This window comes from Pseudomonas sp. Z3-8 (assembly GCF_051131975.1).
GTDB lineage: Bacteria > Pseudomonadota > Gammaproteobacteria > Pseudomonadales > Pseudomonadaceae > Aquipseudomonas.
Genome location: NZ_CP071643.1, coordinates 1,732,525 through 1,749,589 on the forward strand (window position 1 = coordinate 1,732,525; position 17,065 = coordinate 1,749,589).

9 protein-coding genes are annotated in these 17,065 nt (G+C 63.0%); 3 read left to right on the forward strand and 6 right to left on the reverse strand.

The genetic code is table 11. The features are described from left to right. Positions 1-199 precede the first annotated feature (199 nt). From J3P94_RS08165 to speB, 3 genes are read right to left on the reverse strand one after another with little or no spacing between them, the layout of a single operon-like run. Positions 200-1,705, reverse strand: a complete 1,506-nt coding sequence (locus tag J3P94_RS08165; protein ID WP_434574133.1) for a purine-cytosine permease family protein — start codon at positions 1,703-1,705, stop codon at positions 200-202. A gap of 51 nt (positions 1,706-1,756) precedes the next feature. Continuing rightward, a complete protein-coding gene (locus tag J3P94_RS08170; protein WP_434572554.1) occupies positions 1,757-2,164 on the reverse strand; it encodes a YybH family protein in 408 nt (135 codons plus the stop codon). Positions 2,165-2,173: 9 nt separating this feature from the next. Then, a complete protein-coding gene (gene speB / locus J3P94_RS08175) occupies positions 2,174-3,124 on the reverse strand; it encodes an agmatinase (protein ID WP_045155351.1) in 951 nt (316 codons plus the stop codon). 345 nt (positions 3,125-3,469) lie between these two features. On the opposite strand from speB, the gene J3P94_RS08180 reads away from it, so the two are divergent. Both J3P94_RS08180 and J3P94_RS08185 read left to right on the forward strand, forming a co-directional pair. Beyond that, entirely contained in the window at positions 3,470-4,363 is an 894-nt protein-coding gene (locus tag J3P94_RS08180) for a LysR family transcriptional regulator (RefSeq protein WP_434572557.1), read from the forward strand. A 2-nt stretch (positions 4,364-4,365) separates the two neighbouring features. Beyond that, the gene (locus J3P94_RS08185; protein ID WP_434572559.1) at positions 4,366-4,962 is read left to right on the forward strand and encodes a tRNA-uridine aminocarboxypropyltransferase; all 597 of its coding nucleotides are present in this window, start codon (positions 4,366-4,368) and stop codon (positions 4,960-4,962) included. A gap of 134 nt (positions 4,963-5,096) precedes the next feature. Here J3P94_RS08185 and J3P94_RS08190 read toward each other — a convergent pair whose 3' ends face one another. From J3P94_RS08190 to J3P94_RS08200, 3 genes are all read right to left on the reverse strand, one after another. Next, a complete protein-coding gene (locus tag J3P94_RS08190) occupies positions 5,097-6,461 on the reverse strand; it encodes an HlyD family type I secretion periplasmic adaptor subunit (protein WP_434572560.1) in 1,365 nt (454 codons plus the stop codon). Between the two features lie 225 nt (positions 6,462-6,686). Beyond that, positions 6,687-8,846 carry a type I secretion system permease/ATPase gene (locus tag J3P94_RS08195; protein ID WP_434572562.1) on the reverse strand — a complete coding sequence of 720 codons (2,160 nt, stop codon included), beginning with the start codon at positions 8,844-8,846 and terminating at the stop codon, positions 6,687-6,689. An 18-nt stretch (positions 8,847-8,864) separates the two neighbouring features. After that, complete coding sequence (locus J3P94_RS08200) at positions 8,865-10,223, reverse strand: TolC family outer membrane protein (protein WP_305499524.1); 1,359 nt, start codon at positions 10,221-10,223, stop codon at positions 8,865-8,867. A 452-nt stretch (positions 10,224-10,675) separates the two neighbouring features. Between J3P94_RS08200 and J3P94_RS08205 the strand changes: the two genes are divergently transcribed. Next, entirely contained in the window at positions 10,676-17,059 is a 6,384-nt protein-coding gene (locus J3P94_RS08205; RefSeq protein WP_434572564.1) for a retention module-containing protein, read from the forward strand. The last annotated feature ends 6 nt before the right edge of the window (positions 17,060-17,065 follow it).

Below are 17,065 nucleotides of genomic sequence, written 5' to 3' on the forward strand. Positions count from 1 at the left end.
ATGGCGTGTCTCCGGTTCTATTTTTTATGTGGGCGAGGCTGCTGGCGCTGACACCGCAGCCTCGGTGCGAACGGGCTTTCGTGGCGAGGGAGCTTGCTCCCGCTCGACTGCGCAGCAGTCGTCGCTTTCAATTCAGAAAACCTTGGGGTCGCTGCGCAACCCAGCGGGAGCAAGCTCCCTCGCCACGGGAATTGGTCAGTCAGGCGGCCTGTCGCAGTTCTGACGGGTTGAGCGGATCAGCGCTTCGCGGATCCTGCGGCCCATACACCGCCGCCGGTTCCGGAAACAGCCCGAGCAACAGCAGGTACACCACCGAGGCCAGCCCCAGGGTGACCGGCAGGCTTATGTCGATGCCACCGGCCAACTCTCCCAACGGCCCGACGAATTGCCCCGGCAGGTTGACGAAGCACAGCCCCACCAGTGCGCTGGGAATCCACGCCCCCAGGCCGCGCCAGTTCCAGCCATGGCTGAACCAGTAGCGCCCGCCGGTTTCGCCACGGGTGAACACTTGCAGGTCGTCCGGGCAGTAGAAGCCGCGGCGCACCAGCAGGCCGATGATCATGATCACCATCCACGGCGTGGTGCAGGTGATGATCAGCACGGCGAAGGTCGAGACGCTCTGCACCAGGTTCGCGGCGAAGCGCCCGATGAAGATGAACGCAATCGACAGCACGCCGATCAGCAGCGTCGCCTTGACCCGCGACAGCAGCCGAGGGAACACGCTGGACATGTCCAGTCCGGTGCCATACAGCGAGGTGGTGCCGGTGGACATGCCGCCGATCACCGCGATCAGACACACCGGCAGGAAGAACCATCCCGGCGAGACCGCCAGCAGGCCGCCCACGTAGTTGTTCGAGGCGATGTAGTCCGGCGCCTTGATCGCGACGATGGTGGCGGTGGCAAGGCCGAACAGGAACGGTATCAATGTGGCCAACTGAGCGGCGATGACCGCCAGCATGATGCGTGGCTTGGGCGTGTTGCGCGGGATATAGCGCGACCAGTCGCCGAGGAACGCGCCGAAGGAAATCGGGTTGCTCATGGCCACCAGCGCCGCGCCGATAAAGGCGGCGTAGAAGCCCGGCTGGCCGAGGCTGACCGTGCCGGCGAACTGGCTGTCGAAGCTTGGCGCGAAGGCGAAGATGCCCAGCAGGAACAACAGGCTGGCGGCCCATACGGCGATGCGGTTGACCCACAGCATGAAGCGAAAGCCGTAGATGCACACCGTCAATACCAGCAGGGCAAACAGGCCGTAGGCCAGGCCCAGGCTCAGGTCGGTTTCCGGTACGCCGACCAGTCGCTTGGCACCGCCGATCAGCGCGTCGCCCGAGCTCCATACCGACAGCGAGAAGAACGCAATGGCGGTCAGCAGCGACAGGAACGAGCCGACGATTCGCCCATGGACGCCAAAATGCGCACCCGAGGACACGGCGTTGTTGGTGCCGTTGAGCGGGCCGAACAGGCCCATCGGCGCGAGGATGATCGAACCGACCAGTACCCCCAGCACGATCGCCCAGACCCCGGCCTGGAATGACAGCCCGAACAGCACGGGGAAACTGCCGAGCACTGCGGTGGCAAAGGTGTTGGCGCCGCCGAAGATCAGTCGAAACAGATCCCCCGGCCCGGCGGTTCGTTGATGGTCGGGGATCTGTTCGACCCCGTTGGTTTCAATTTGCGTAAGGCTTTTATCGTTATTGTTATTCATGATCTGCTCCGATCATCGAGGCGCGTTCATCGGATGTGAACGTCGCCTGTTTGGCTAAGGGGGTGGCAGCCCTTCCGGCATTGCGGACAAATGTTCATGACAGGCCAGCCATAGGCCTTGTTGTTCTTGGCGAAACACGATGGTTTCGCGCTCCTGGCTAAAGTGCAGCTCCCCTTGCATGCGCAGCTCGGTGGCCACGTCATGGATGAAAATCGCCACGTCCCCTTGCAGGCTGACGAAGGCGTTGCTCGAGGTGCAACGCAGCACCTCGAAGCCATCCTCGGCGCGCCAGCGGTCCCACATGGCCTGGTAGGCCTCGCGTGACAGCAGCGGCTGTTCGAGGGTGTAGAACACGAAGCTTGCATCGGCGCTGAATGCGCCGAAGTAAGCCTCGCGGTCATTGCGGGCGAAGGCCGATACCAGCTCGGCGGCGGCCTTGAGAACCTGATCTCGATGGCTCATGGCGGCGCCTCAGCGATGGACCACGCCGGGCAGTACGCAGAGCATCTCGTACAGCAGGTTGGCGCCCAGCAGCGAGGTGTTGCCGGTGGTGTCGTACGGCGGCGAAACTTCTACCAGATCGCAACCGACCAGGTCGAGGCCCTGGCAGCCACGGACGATCTCGATCGCCTGGATGGTGGTCAGGCCGCCGATTTCCGGGGTGCCGGTGCCTGGCGCCCAGGCCGGATCGATGCCGTCGATGTCGAAGCTCAGGTACACCGGGCCGCCACCGACTTTCTCGCGCACTTCGGCCATCAATGGGGCCAGAGACTTGTGCCAGCATTCTTCGGCCTGGACCACACGGAAGCCCTGGTTACGGCTCCAGTTGAAATCCTCGGCGGTATAACCCTGGGCGCGCAGGCCGATCTGCACCACGCGATCGCAGTCGAGCAGGCCTTCTTCCACGGCGCGGCGGAAGGTGGTGCCGTGGGCAATTTTCTCGCCGAACATGTGATCGTTCACATCGGCGTGGGCGTCGATGTGCACGAGGCCGACCTTGCCATGCTTTTTGTGGATCGCCCGCAGGATCGGCAGGGTGATGGTGTGGTCGCCGCCCAGCGTCAGGGGGATGACGTTGTGTTCGAGGATCTTGTGGTACGACTCTTCGATGATCCGCACCGCGTCCAGCAGGTTGAAGGTATTGATTGCCACGTCGCCAATGTCCGCCACCGACAGCGAGTCGAACGGCGCGGCACCGGTGGCCATGTTGTAGGGACGGATCATCACGGATTCGGCGCGGATCTCGCGGGGCCCGAAGCGGGTGCCGGCGCGCAGGGAGGTGCCGATGTCCAGTGGCACGCCAACAAAGGCAGCGTCCAGGCCGGCGGCGGTGGGCAAATGGGGCAGGCGCATCATGGTGGCGATGCCGCCGAAGCGCGGCATTTCGTTGCCGCCCAGTGGTTGGTGAAGAATCTTGTCCACGGGTAGGGCCTCATCGTTTGTTTTATTTATCAGGGGCCGATTCTGCGAAAAGCCTTCGCCGTGAAGAATCGCTGGCGGCAAATACTTAGTTCAGATTTTTCTAAACTAATGGTAAGTGGGGGCGATAGACTCCGCAGCAGCGCAATCCTGGGGCAGACGATTAACCTCTGTGGCGAGGGAGCTTGCTCCCGCTCGATGGCGCAGCCATCGCAAAACCAGCCAACGCGGTCTGCCTGATACATCGAGGAGAATGGTTTTGGGGCCGCTTCGCAGCCCAGCGGGAGCAAGCTCCCTCGCCACAAAAGCACGGCAGGCTCCGTATATGTGTGATCTGGAGATACCCCCATGGCCAACGCTCTACCCGACCTGAAACTGCTGCGCATTTTTGTCAGCGTGGTCCGTCACCAGGGGTTTGCCAATGCCCAGCACGAGCTCAACCTTTCCACGTCGGCGATCAGCACCTACATGAGCCAACTCGAATCGGCCCTGGGCCTGGTGCTCTGTCATCGCGGGCGGGGCGGGTTCAGCCTGACCAGCAAAGGCGAACTGTTCCATCAGGAAACCCTGCGCCTGTTGGGCGAGCTCGAAGGCTTCGAGCAATACGCCGCGGCGCTCAAGGGCGAGTTGCGCGGTACGCTGAACCTGGGCGTGATCGATTCGACGGTCAGCGACAAGGCGTTGCCGTTCGCCGAAGCCATCGGCGCCTACAGCCAGGAGCACCCGGCGGTGCATTTGCACTTGTCGGTCATGAGCCCCTACGAGTTGCAACTCGGCGTGCAGGACAATCGCCTGGACCTGGCCATCGGCGCATTTTCTACGCGCATGAGCGGGCTGGTCTATATGCCGCTGTACCGCGAACAGCACTGGTTGTATTGCAGCAACCGGCATCCGTTATTCAACGAACGGCGCATCCCCGAGCAACTCATTACCCAGCAGCGTATGGTCGGGCGCGGTTACTGGAGCCAGGCCGAACTGGCGCGCCACGGCTTCAAGCACAGCGCGGCGACAGTAGAAAGTATGGAAGCGCAACTGATTCTGGTGCTGTCAGGTGCCTACATCGGTTATCTGCCCGAGCACTACGCCCAGGCCTGGGTCGACAAGGGCGATCTGCGCGTGCTGCTGCCGGCGACCTTTGGCTATCAGGCGCCGTTTTCGATGATCGTGCGCCGTGGCCGCAGTCGCGAGCCGCTGATCCAGACCTTCCGTGATCTGCTCAAAGCTCAACTGAACCAGGCCTGACCATGTCCAGAATTCAATGCCCGCGTTGCCACCGCCCGCAAAGCCATTGCCTGTGCCCATTGATCCCCAGTCTCGACAGCCGCACCCGCGTTCTGCTGTTGCAGCATCCCAGCGAGGTGAACCATGCCTTGAACACGGCGCGGTTGGCGGCGTTGGGCCTGAACAACGCCGAATTGATCGTCGGCGAGGTGTTCGAGGATTTGCCCAGGTTGCTCGATCAACCGGGTTATCAGGCGCGGTTGTTGTTTCCCGCCGACGATGCGCAGCCGATGCAAGCCTACGGTCCCAGCGATGACCCGCTGCTATTGGTCGTCCCCGACGGCACATGGCGCAAGGCGCGCAAGCTGCTGCACCTGAACCCGTTGCTGGCGGCGCTGCCGAGGGTCACCCTGGCCGACGGCGGCGTGTCCCGTTACCGCTTGCGCAAGGCGCCCGGGCCGGGCGCGTTGTCGACGGTGGAGGCGATTGTCCAGGCACTGCAAACCCTCGAAGCACCGACAAGTTTCGAGCCGTTGCTGAGGCCGTTCGAGGCGCTGATCGAGGGGCAGATCGCGGCGATGGGGGAGGAAACCTTCAGGCGTAATCATTCCGGGAAGTAGGTTGTTGGTGCTGGCCTCTTCGCGAGCAGGCTCGCTCCCACAATGGATCTTCTGTGCTCACAATATTCGGCATCAACCAAGATCCCCTGTGGGAGCGAGCCTGCTCGCGAAAGCGGCGGAACAATCGCCACATATCAGCGCTCACGCATCGCCTCGGTCCGCGCCTTCAGCACCGGCTTGAGCAGGTAATCCAGCACACTTTTCTCCCCGGTGATGATGTCCACCGTCGCCACCATCCCCGGGATGATCAGCAACGGTTTGGCATCGCCGCCCAAATGGTTTTTATCGGTGCGCACCTGGATCAGGTAGAAGCTGTTGCCCTTGTCATCGGTGATGGTGTCGGCGCCGATCAGTTCGAGCTTGGCGCTCAGGCCGCCATAGATCGTGTAGTCGTAGGCGCTGAACTTGACCATGGCTTTCTGGCCCGGGTGAAGAAAGGCCACGTCTTGCGGGCGGACCTTGGCTTCGATCAGCAGGTTGTCCTCCAGTGGCACGATTTCGACCATGTCGCTGCCCGGCTGGACCACACCGCCAATGGTGTTGACCTTGAGCTGCTTGATCACCCCGCGCACCGGTGAGACCACGGTGGTGCGGGTCACCCGGTCATCGATGGCGATGCTCGATGCGGTGATTTTCGACAGTTCAGTGCGTTTCTCGTTGAGCTCCTTGGCCGCGTCGGAGCGGAAGGACTGCTCCGATTCGTCGATCTTGCTCTTGATCTCGTTGATCGCCGACTCGGCCCGAGGGATCGCCAGGGTGGTGGCGTTGAGTGAGCCGCGCACCTCCACCGCGCTGCGCTTGAGCCGGAGGATTTCCACCGGTGAAACCGCCCCGGTGCGCACCAGCGGCGCCGACATGTTCATTTCTTCCTGCAGCAAGGACAGGGCCGAGCTGAACTGGCCTTGTTTGGAGCGAAACTCGGCGAGTTCCTGGGTTTTCTGCCGCAGCTGTTCGGTGAGGGTGCGTTGCTCGCTGGCCAGGCGCCGCTGGCGTTGTTCATATAACGAACGTTCGTCCTCGGCCACTTGCGGAGCCTTGGCGGTCACCTCTGCCGACAGCGCGAACGGCCTCCCTTCAGCCTCGGCCGACAGGCGTTCGACCTGGGCCGTGAGGGCATAACGATCGGCCTCGCTCTCGCCCTTGTTTGACAGGAACCGCGTGTCATCCAGGCGCAGCAGGGTCTCGCCCTTGTTCACCATCTGGCCTTCGCGCACGAAAATCTCGGTGACAATGCCGCCTTCCAGGTTCTGGATCACCTGGATCTTGCTTGATGGAATCGCCTTGCCTTCGCCCGTGGTGACTTCCTGCAGCACGGCCAGTTTGGCCCAGACCAACCCGCTGACAATCAGCCCGGCGGCCAGCCACACCGTCACGCGCGAACGCCGGGGCGAGTCCTGCAACGTCGCGCTGGCAGTTTCCGGCATGAACTCGCTTTCGGCGCTTTTGCTGAAACTGCCGAAATAGCTTCGGGCGGCTGAATCAGGTGTTTGAGCTGGCATGGGGCAGTACCCGTTGGTTGATTAAGATTTACTGAGTGCTGCTTTTTGTGGCGAGGGAGCTTGCTCCCGCTCGGCGGCGAAGCCGTCGTAAAACCCGCCGACGCGGTCTGCCTGACACAACCAGGTGAATGGCCTTGGGGCTGTTTCACAGCCCAGCGGGAGCAAGCTCCCTCGCCACAGGTGTCAACCATGTGTCCCCGGACCAAACAGGATATGTGTCGGCAGCTAAACTGCAGCAGACCCCACCCGCCCTTTGCGCAGCGCATCGATCACCGCGTCCTTCGGTCCGTCAGCCACGATCCGTCCGTTTTCCAGCACCACCAGGCGATCCACCAGGCTCAGCATCGAGGTACGGTGGGTGACCAGCAGCACGGTCTTGCCCTGCACATGGGCGTGAAGTTTTTGCCGCAAGGTATCTTCGCTGCTGTTGTCCATGGCGCTGGTGGGTTCATCGAGCAAGAGGATCGGCGGGTCGAGCAGCAGGGCCCGGGCCAGCAGCACGGCCTGGCGCTGACCGCCGGACAACAGCTGGCCGCGCTCGCCGACCGGGCGATCGAAGCCTTGCGGGTGCTGGCGCGCCAGTTCGGTCACCCCGGTCAATTCCGCCACCTCCAGCATGCGGCCGTCGCTGATATAGCGGGCGCCGAGGGTGAGGTTGTCGCGCAGGCTGCCGGCCAGCAGAGGCAGGTCGTGGGCGACGTAGCCGATCTGTTGACGCAGGTCGGCGACATCCAGTTGCCGCAGGTCCAGGCCATCGAGCAGCAACTGACCTTCCTGCGGGGCATAAAAACCCATCACCAGGCGCGCCAGGGTGCTTTTGCCCGAGCCGCTGCGGCCTATGATCCCGACGCGCTCGCCAGGCTTGAGGCTGAAACTGACGTTTGCCAACGCCGGAGTACTCTGGCCGTCGTAGTGGAAGGTCACGCCGCTGACATCCAGGGCGCCCTGCAATTGGGTGCGCTCCAGCGGACGCTGCCTGGCGTCGCGCTCCTGGGGCAGGGCCATCAAGGCATCGGTGCTGCGCATGGTGAGCTGGGCTTGCTGGTAGCGAGTGATCAGCCCGGCGATCTGGCCCAGCGGCGCGAGGACCCGGCTGCCGAGCATGTAGGTTGCCACCAATGCACCGACGCTGAGGTTGCCGGCAATGATGCTGTAGACGCCGGCAACGATGGTTGCCATGCCGGCCAGTTGCTGCAGGAACAGCGTGCCATTGGTTGCCAGCGCCGAAAGGTTGCGGGCGTGGCTGTCGAGGCGGGTGAGGGCGCCATGAGTGCTTTCCCACTGATGCTGGCGTTCGCTTTCGGCGCTGCAGGCCTTGAGGGTTTCCAGGCCGCCGAGGGTTTCGATCAGCAAGGCCTGGCGCTGGGCGCCGAGGGCCAGGCTTTTCTGCACGGTGTCGCGCAGGCGCGCCTGGATGATCATGGCGAAAACCACGGTTATCGGGAACGCCACCACGGGTATCACCACCAGCCAACCGCCAAGCAGGCCTATCACCACCAGCATCAGCACGGCAAAGGGCAAGTCGATCAGGCTGGTCAGGGTCACGGCGGTGAGAAATTCCCGCAGGCCCTGGAAATCATGGATGCTCTGGGCGAAGCCGCCGATGGTCACTGGTTTGGCTTTCATCGCCATGCCGGTGATGCGTTCGAACAGCGTGGCGGAGAGAATCACGTCGGTTTTTTTACCGGCGCTGTCCAGCAGATGAGCCCGCACGACCCGCAACACCAGTTCGAACCCGGTGCCGATCAGCAGCCCGACGGCCAGCACCCACAATGTCGACGTGGCCTGGTTCGGCACCACGCGGTCGTAGGTCTGCATTACGAACAGCGGCACCATCAGCCCCAGCAGGTTGATCAGGAAGCTCGCCAGGATCGCGTCGCTGTACAGCCAGCGCGACAGTTTCAAGGTGTCACGAAACCAGGCCTCGACTCGCGGCACCAGCGGCGCGCGCAAATCTTCCAGTTCGTGGCGCGGTCGGGCGAACAAGGCCTGGCCGCTGTAGTCGGCGGCCAGCTCCTGGCGGCTGACCCATTGTTCGCCGCCATCGGCTTCGCTGGGCAGGATCAGCGCCTGGCCGTCATCACCCCAGCGGCGCAATATCGCGCAGCGACCTCCGGCCAGAATCAGCATCACCGGCAGATTGAGCGCTGAAATGTCCGCCAGGTCGCGACGCAGCAGCCGCGCCTGCAGACTGGCCCGGGCCGCTGCGCGAGGCAGCAGGTCCAGGCTCAGGCGTTGGTGCGCCATTGGCAACCCGGCGCTGAGGCTGGCGCGGCTGACAGTCGCGCCATGGAGTTTGCAGAGGATCAACAAGCCGTCCAGCAACGGGTCATCGAAGTTCAGGCGCGGGTCGACGCCGGGGATTACCGGTTCCATGCGGGTCATGTCGATCGCTCCCATGGACTACTTCAGTTCCGGCAGCCGTGCCTGGTTCTTGACTTCGGTCTGGGCGACGGCGTCGGCCGGCAGCACGATCCGCTGTTTGCTCAACAACAGGCCCATATTCGCCAGCACGCGGTACATCGAGTATTCCTCGGTGTAGCGCACCTCGGTGTAGCGACGGTTGGCGTTGTACAGCTCGTTTTCGCTGTCGAGCAAGTCAAGCAGGGTCCGTTGGCCGAGGCCGAACTGGTCTTGATAAGCGGCACGCACGCGGGCGGTGGTGTCGGCGTACTCACGGGCCGTCGGGGTCTGTTTGCGGGCGTTGAGCATCGCGTTCCAGGCCAGGCGCGTGTCTTCGTTGAGTTGGCGCAGGGCGTTGTTGCGGATGTCCATGGCCTGGTTGATCTGGTGGGCGTTGGAGGCCAGCCGGGCCTTGTCGCTACCACCGCGCAACAGGTTGTAGTTCATCACCACGCCCAGCCGCCAGTTGTTGTCGTGGCCTTCTTCGCCGCCGAGGTTGTTGTTGGCGCCCACCGCCGCTTCCGCATCGAAGCGCGGGTAGAACGGCGATTTCGCCACTTCATACTGGCTTTCGGCGGACTGGATGTCGGCCTGGGCCGATTTCAGGTACGGGTTGTTATCCACCATGCTCTGCTGGGCTTCGCGCAGGTCGACCGGGATTTCGCCCTTGGTCGACGGCGGGGCTTCCAACTCATCGGGCATGCGCCCGACCACGCTGTAGAAGTTCGCCTCGGCATCGGCCAGGTCGACCTGAGCGGTGTCGTAGTTGTTTTCCGCCAGGGCCCGACGGGCATTGGACTGGTCGGAGTCGGCCGTGCTGCCCACCCCACGCTCGGTGCGCAGGCCGATCTGGTCGTTGACCCGCAGGTGCGCCTGCAGGTTGTTCTTGGCCAGGGTTACCAGCTCGCGACGCTTGAGCACTTCCAGGTAGACCTCGATGGTCCGCAGGGCCAGGTCCTGCGCGGTGCCCTGGGCGTAATAGGCGCGGGAGTTGACCACACCCTTGGTGCGTTCCACTTCGTTGGCGGTGTTGAACCCGTCAAAGATCATCTGACGCAGGCGCAGCTCCGACTGGGTGTAGGTGAGGATATTGGTGTGATGGTTGCCCAGCGCCCGGGTGTTGGTGTTGTCGCTGTAGCCCCGACCGTAGCCGGCGTTCAAATCCACCGACGGGAAAAAACCGCCCCGGGCGACCTTGACGTCTTCATTGGCCGACAAACGGCTGTCCACCCGCTGTGCGAGTTCCGGGTGGGTCGCGATGGTGCTCTGTATCGCTTCGGTCAAGGACATGGCCTGCGCTTGAGAAGAGCAGGCCATGGCCAGCAAAACCGCGCTGCAGAGAGGGGTAAGAACGCGCATGGGATGCATCTCCTGAGGTCTGTTGTGCTTCGTTGTCGCCAGAATATTGACGTGTAAAAGATCAAAACCGTTTCAACCTTGTAACAACACAGCTAAGAACATTCCAGGAAAAGCCTAAGAAGAAATTCTCATAAGTATTATTCCAAAACAATCTTATGTGCTTGGAAAAAACCGGCACATTGTTCAACCAGAAAGCCTTTGTATTTAAGGCTCTTGACGGATTCCAGACGTCAATAAAAAGTTCCAGATAAATTTCGAAACGATGTGAAGAAGGGCAAAAAGATTTAAAAGCGAGGCGGTATGCGTGACGGTTTTTTGTCGTTGTGGCGAAAATCCGCTACCTTCCGATCTCGCGAAAGCTGGCAGATTTTCCAGATTCTGACGGCCAGCCTGAGTCTCGCTTCTTCACCCAGCACAGGTGCCGACTACGGTTGGCAACGGAGGAAATGCACATGGCAGCGCTCATCGGTACCGTCAGTAAGGTCGTAGGGCAGGTTTTCGCAGAGGCCGCCGGTGGGCTGCGGCGCCCGTTGATCGAAGGTGATCGGTTGTACGCCGGTGAGCACCTGATCACCGGCGCTGAGGGCGCAGTAGCCGTGCATTTGCAGAACGGCCAGGAGCTGACCTTGGGCCGCGAAAGTGACCTGACCCTGACCCCGCAGCTGCTCGCCAACCAGGCAGCGCCTGTCGACACGCCCGAAGCGCCAGTGCCAAGTAATGCGCAACTGACCGATGTGCAGCAATTGCAGCAAGCCATTGCCGCCGGCGCCGACCCGACCCAGACTGGCGAGGCCACGGCGGCGGGCGCCGAGGGCGGCAACCCGGGCGGAGTGGGCGGTGGGCACAGCTTTGTGCTGCTGGAGGAGGTGGCCGGGGAGGTTGATCCTCTGATTGGCTTCCCAACCGCCGGGTTCAACGGGATTCCCGAGTTTCCACAACTGGAGCTGGCGGCTGATCCGGACGGCAACGATGGCGATGATGGCGATGGAACCGTGCCGCCGGTCATTCCTGAAACGCCGGACAACCCCGTCACCCTTGGTGGCGTGACCGTGGACGGCGGAGAGCTGAGCACCAACGAGGCCAACCTTGCCGACGGTACCGCCAGCAATCCTGGCGCGCTGGTGCAAAGCGGCACCTTCAGCATTTCCGCCCCCGACGGCTTGAACGGCCTGAGCATCGGCGGTATCAGCGTGATCGCTGGCGGCGTGGCTTCAGGTTTCCCGCAGTCCGTCACCTCGGCGCTGGGCAACACGCTGACCATCACTGGCTATGACCCGGCCACTGGCGTGGTGAGCTACACCTATACCCTGACCGACAACGAAACCCATCCGGCGGGCGGTGGTGCCAACACCATCAGCGAGCAATTCCCGGTCGTGGCCGTCGATAACGACGGCGATACGGCCAACGGAACCCTGGACGTCAACATCACCGACGACGTGCCTCAAGCCGTGGACGACAGCCACGCCAGCAGCGCGTCGGAGACCCTCGTCACCCTCACTGGCAACGTATTGCCCAATGATGACCAGGGCGCTGATCGCATACCCACCGGCCCCGACAGCGGGCCGATCATCGGCGGCACGTTCACCGGTACCTACGGCACGCTGGTGCTCAACCCCAACGGTACGTACACCTACACCCTGAATACCAGCGACCCGCAATTCGTTGCGTTGCACGGCGGCGGCAACGGCAGCGAAACCTTCACCTACACCCTGACCGACGCCGACGGCGATACCAGCACCGCCAACCTGGTGCTGCAAGTGCACAACAACGACGACCCGGTGATCATCAACGACCTCGACACCGAAGGCGGCGAGCTGACGGTGCAGGAGAAAAACCTCGGCGACGGCAGCAACCCGGACGCCTCGGCGCTGACCCAGAGCGGCACTTTCACCATCACCGCGCTGGACGGCGTGCAAGCCCTGAGCGTCGGCGGCATCACTGTGGTCAGCGGTGGCGTCGCCGCCGGTTTCCCGCAATCGATCACCACCGCGTTGGGCAACACCTTGACCGTCACCGGCTTCAACGCCGCCACGGGCGTGGTCAGCTACAGCTACACCTTGCTCGACAACGAAGCGCATCCAGATGCCAACGGCGCCAACAGCCTGGGCGAGCAGTTCAGCGTGGTGGTCACCGATGACAACGGCACCACGGCCACCGGCAACCTGGACGTGAACATTGTCGATGACTTGCCTCAAGCCATCGACGACAGCAACGCCGGGATCGCCTCGGAAAACAACCTGACCCTGACCGGCAGCGTGCTGCCCAACGACAGCCAAGGCGCCGATCAGGTGGCGTCCGGGCCGATTACTCCCGGCACTTTCACCGGCACCTACGGCACGCTGGTGCTCAACGCCGACGGCTCCTACACCTACACGCTCAACCCTGGTGACACCGATTTCAAAGGCCTGCGCGGCGGCGGCAACGGCAGCGAAACCTTCACCTACACCCTGACCGACGCCGACGGCGATACCAGCACCGCCAACCTGGTGTTGCAAGTGCACAACAACGACGACCCGGTGATCATCAACGGCCTCGACACCGAGGGCGGCGAGCTGACGGTGCAGGAGAAAAACCTCGGCGACGGCAGCAACCCGGATGCCTCGGCGCTGACCCAGAGCGGCACTTTCACCATCACCGCGCTGGACGGCGTGCAAACCCTGAGCGTCGGCGGCATCACTGTGGTCAGCGGTGGCGTCGCCGCCGGTTTCCCGCAATCGATCACCACTGCGTTGGGCAACACCTTGACCGTCACCGGCTTCAACGCCGCCACGGGCGTGGTCAGCTACAGCTACACCTTGCTCGACAACGAAGCGCATCCCAACGCCAACGGCGCCAATAGCCTGGGCGAGCAGTTCGGCGTGGTGGTCACCGATGACAACGGCACCACGGCCACCGGCAACCTGGACGTGAACATCGTCGATGACTTGCCCAAGGCCCACGCCGACTCCGCCTCGGTGGAAGAGGGCGCGACGGTCAGCGGCAACGTGCTGAACAACGACGAGGGCGGCGCCGACGGGCCTGCCGCCAGCGGCGCAGTGATCGGCGTACGCGTCGGCAGCGATACATCGACCTCCGCCGTAGGCGGCCTCAACAGCCAGATCAATGGAACCTACGGTTACCTGACCCTGGACGCCAACGGCAACGCGGTCTACCACAGCAACCCGAACGCCGTCAGCGCACCGGGCGCCACCGATGTGTTCACCTATACCGTGCGCGACGCCGATGGCGACGAGAGCACCACGACCATCACCATCGACGTTTATAACAGCTGCCTGGCCGCAACCCCTGACCAGGAAATCCGTGTCTACGAAAAAGCCCTGGATCTAAACCAGGATGGCCAGGACCTGGCCCCCGGCACCGTCACCGGCAGTGCGCCGAATGCCAGCAGCGAAACCGCGAGCGGCAGCCTCGTCGGCTCGGTGACCGGTGCCGTCGGCGCCGTCACCTTCGCCCTGATGGGCAATGCCACTGGCGCCCATGGACAACTGCTCCTCAACCCGGACGGTTCGTACACCTACACCCTGACGTCGCCCGCCACGACAACGCCCGCCGCCAATGATGGTCCGAACGTGTTGAGCGAAAGCTTCACGTATCAAGCTACGGACTCACTCGGTAACAGCGTCACCAGCACCATCGTTATCAACATCGTCGACGACGTGCCCAAGGCGCACTGTGATACCGCGGCGGTGGTGGAGGGCGGGACGGTCAGCGGCAACGTGCTGGATAACGACGTGCTCGGCGCCGATGGTGGCGTGGTGATCGGCGTGCGGTCCGGCAACGATACGTCAAGTCCGGCCAACGGCGGCCTGAACACCCAGATCAACGGCACCTACGGCTACCTGACCCTGGATGCCAATGGCAACGCGGTCTATCACAGCAATCCGGACTCCGTTGGCGTACCGGGTGCCACCGATGTATTCACCTACACCGTGCGCGACGCCGATGGGGATGAAAGCACCACGACCATCACCATCGACGTGCACAACAGTTGTCTGGTCGCTGAAACCGATCATGACGTCACCGTTTACGAAAAAGCCCTGGACCTGAAACAGGATGGCCAGGACCTGGCCCCCGGCACCGCCACCGGCAGCGAGCCGGGCAGCACCGGCGAAACCGCCACCGGCACCTTGGTCGGTTCGGTCAGCGGTGCAACCGGCGCCGTGACATTTGCCTTGGTGGGAGACGCCAATGGCGCTCACGGCCAGTTGCTGCTCAACGCCGACGGCTCTTACACCTATACGCTGACCTCGCCGGCGAATACCACGCCGCATGCCAACAATGGCCCGAACGTATTGACCGAAAGCTTCACCTATCAGGCCACCGATTCCCTGGGCAACAGCACCACCGGCAACCTGGTGGTCAGCATCGTCGACGATGTGCCCAAGGCTGTCGCGTCCGAGCGTTCGGTCACGGCGGTGGAGATCGATTCGAACTTGCTGATCGTGCTCGACGTGTCCGGCAGCATGAAAGACGATTCCGGTGTGCCGGGCCTCTCGCGAATGGACCTGGCCAAACAGGCAATCAGCGCCTTGCTCGACAAATACGACGACATGGGCGACGTGAAGGTCCAGCTTGTCACCTTCAGCGGCAGCGCTACCGGCCAGAGTGCCGTGTGGGTGGACGTGGCAACCGCCAAGACACTGATCGCCGCGCTGAAGGCGGACGGTGACACCAATTACGATGCGGCTGTGGAGATGGCCAAGACGGCGTTCGCAACACCGGGGCAACTGACCGGCGCCCAGAACGTTGGCTATTTTTTCTCCGACGGCAAGCCGACCAAGGGCGATATCGGCCCGGCGGACGAGGCCGCGTGGAAGGCCTTCCTCGACGCCAACAGCATCAAGAATTACGCCGTCGGCCTGGGCAGCGGCGCCAGAAACGTCAATCTTGACCCGCTGGCCTACGACGGCAGCACCCACACCAACACCAACGCGGTGGTGGTGACTGACTTGAACCAGCTCAATTCGGTGCTTTCCGGCACTGTGCAAGGCGTGCCGGTTACCGGCAGCCTGTTTGGCGAAGGCGGCTCGTTCGGTGCCGACGGCGGGTTTATCAAAAGCCTGGTGGTGGACGGCACGACCTACAGCTACAACCCCGATGCCAACGGTGGCCAGGGGGCGCTGACCGTCAGCGGCGGGGCCAACCACGGCGCCTTCAACACCGCGACCAACACCGTCAGCATCGCCACCGGGCATGACGGCATGCTCGTGGTGAATCTTGATACCGGCGCGTTCAGCTACACCTCCCAGACCACCACCAGCACCTTGATCACCGAGAACATCGGCTACACCCTCAGCGATAACGATGGTGACCTGGCTGGCTCCAACCTGGTGATCAAGGTCCAACCCAACAGCGCGCCCGTGGCGGTCGATGACAACGTCATCACCAACGTGCTGTCGGGCAACATCGTGGTTCCGGGTGAACTGCTGCTGGGCAATGACAGCGACGCCAACGGCGACCCGCTCTCCGCATCGCCGACCAGTTTTAACACCGGTTGGGTGGCCAGGGGCGCGGATTTCACCGGCAGCACCGGTACCGCCAGTTTCACTGGCAACAACGCCCAGTCGATCAGCCTCAACCGCAGTGCCTTCGTCGCCAACACCGCGAGCATGACCGCGGTGCTGGTGGTCAGCGGGGCGCTGGGGGCGGTGTCGAACAACAACGCCAACGATGAAGACCGGCTCAACATCAGCCTCAAGCAAGGCGAAACCCTGACCCTGGATCACAATCTCACGGCCGGTCGCATCGCCATGGAATATTCGCTTAACGGCGGCCCCTTCATCGCGATCAACGATGGTGCATCGTTCACCGCGGCGGCGGATGGCAATTATCAGATCCACGTCACCAACATTCCCAACCCCGGCAATGGCAACGCCAATGCCTCGGAAAATTACCAACTGACCCTGACCGTCAACTACGCCGGTGCCCAGGACACTACACCCGATTATCACGGCAGCTACACTGCCAGCGACAACCACGGCGGCAGTGACTCCGCCGGGGTGGGCATCAGCTATCAGGCGGGCCACACCCTGACGGGGACCACGGGCGACGATGTACTGCTGGCCGGCAATGGCAACAACGTGCTCAACGCCGGCGACGGCAACGACATCCTCAGCACCGGCGCGGGCAACAACACCTTGCATGGCGGGGCTGGAGATGACTTGCTCTACAGCAGTACCGGTAACGACCTGCTCGACGGCGGCACTGGCAATGACACCGCCAGTTATGCCCATGCCACCGGCGGCGTCACGGTAAATCTCGGCCTGCTGGCCGGACAGAACACCCTGGGGGCCGGTACCGACACCCTGGCCGGCATCGAGAACCTGGTCGGTTCGAACTTCAACGACCACCTGACCGGCGACAGCTTGAGCAATCGCATCGACGGCGGCCTCGGCCATGACGTGCTCAACGGCGGTGACGGCGATGACCTGCTGATCGGCGGCCTGGGCAACAACACCCTCACCGGTGGCAACGGCGCCGACACGTTCCAATGGCAAGCGGGCAACAGCGGTCACGACGTCATCACGGATTTCACCCCGGGCCTCGACAAACTCGACCTGTCGCAACTGCTGCTGGGCGAGAACGGCAGCGCGGCGTCGCTTGATGACTACCTGCACTTCAGCGTGACCGGCAGTGGAGCCTCGTTGATCACCAGCATCGACGTCAGCAGCACCGCCGGCGCCACGCCGAACCAGACCATCGACCTGGCCGGCGTCAACCTCGCCACTCATTACGGCGTCACGCCGGGCGCGGGCGGAATGATCGGCGGCGCGGACACCGCGACCATCATCAACGGCATGCTGAATGACCATTCGTTGAAGGTCGACACGGTGTGAGATGAG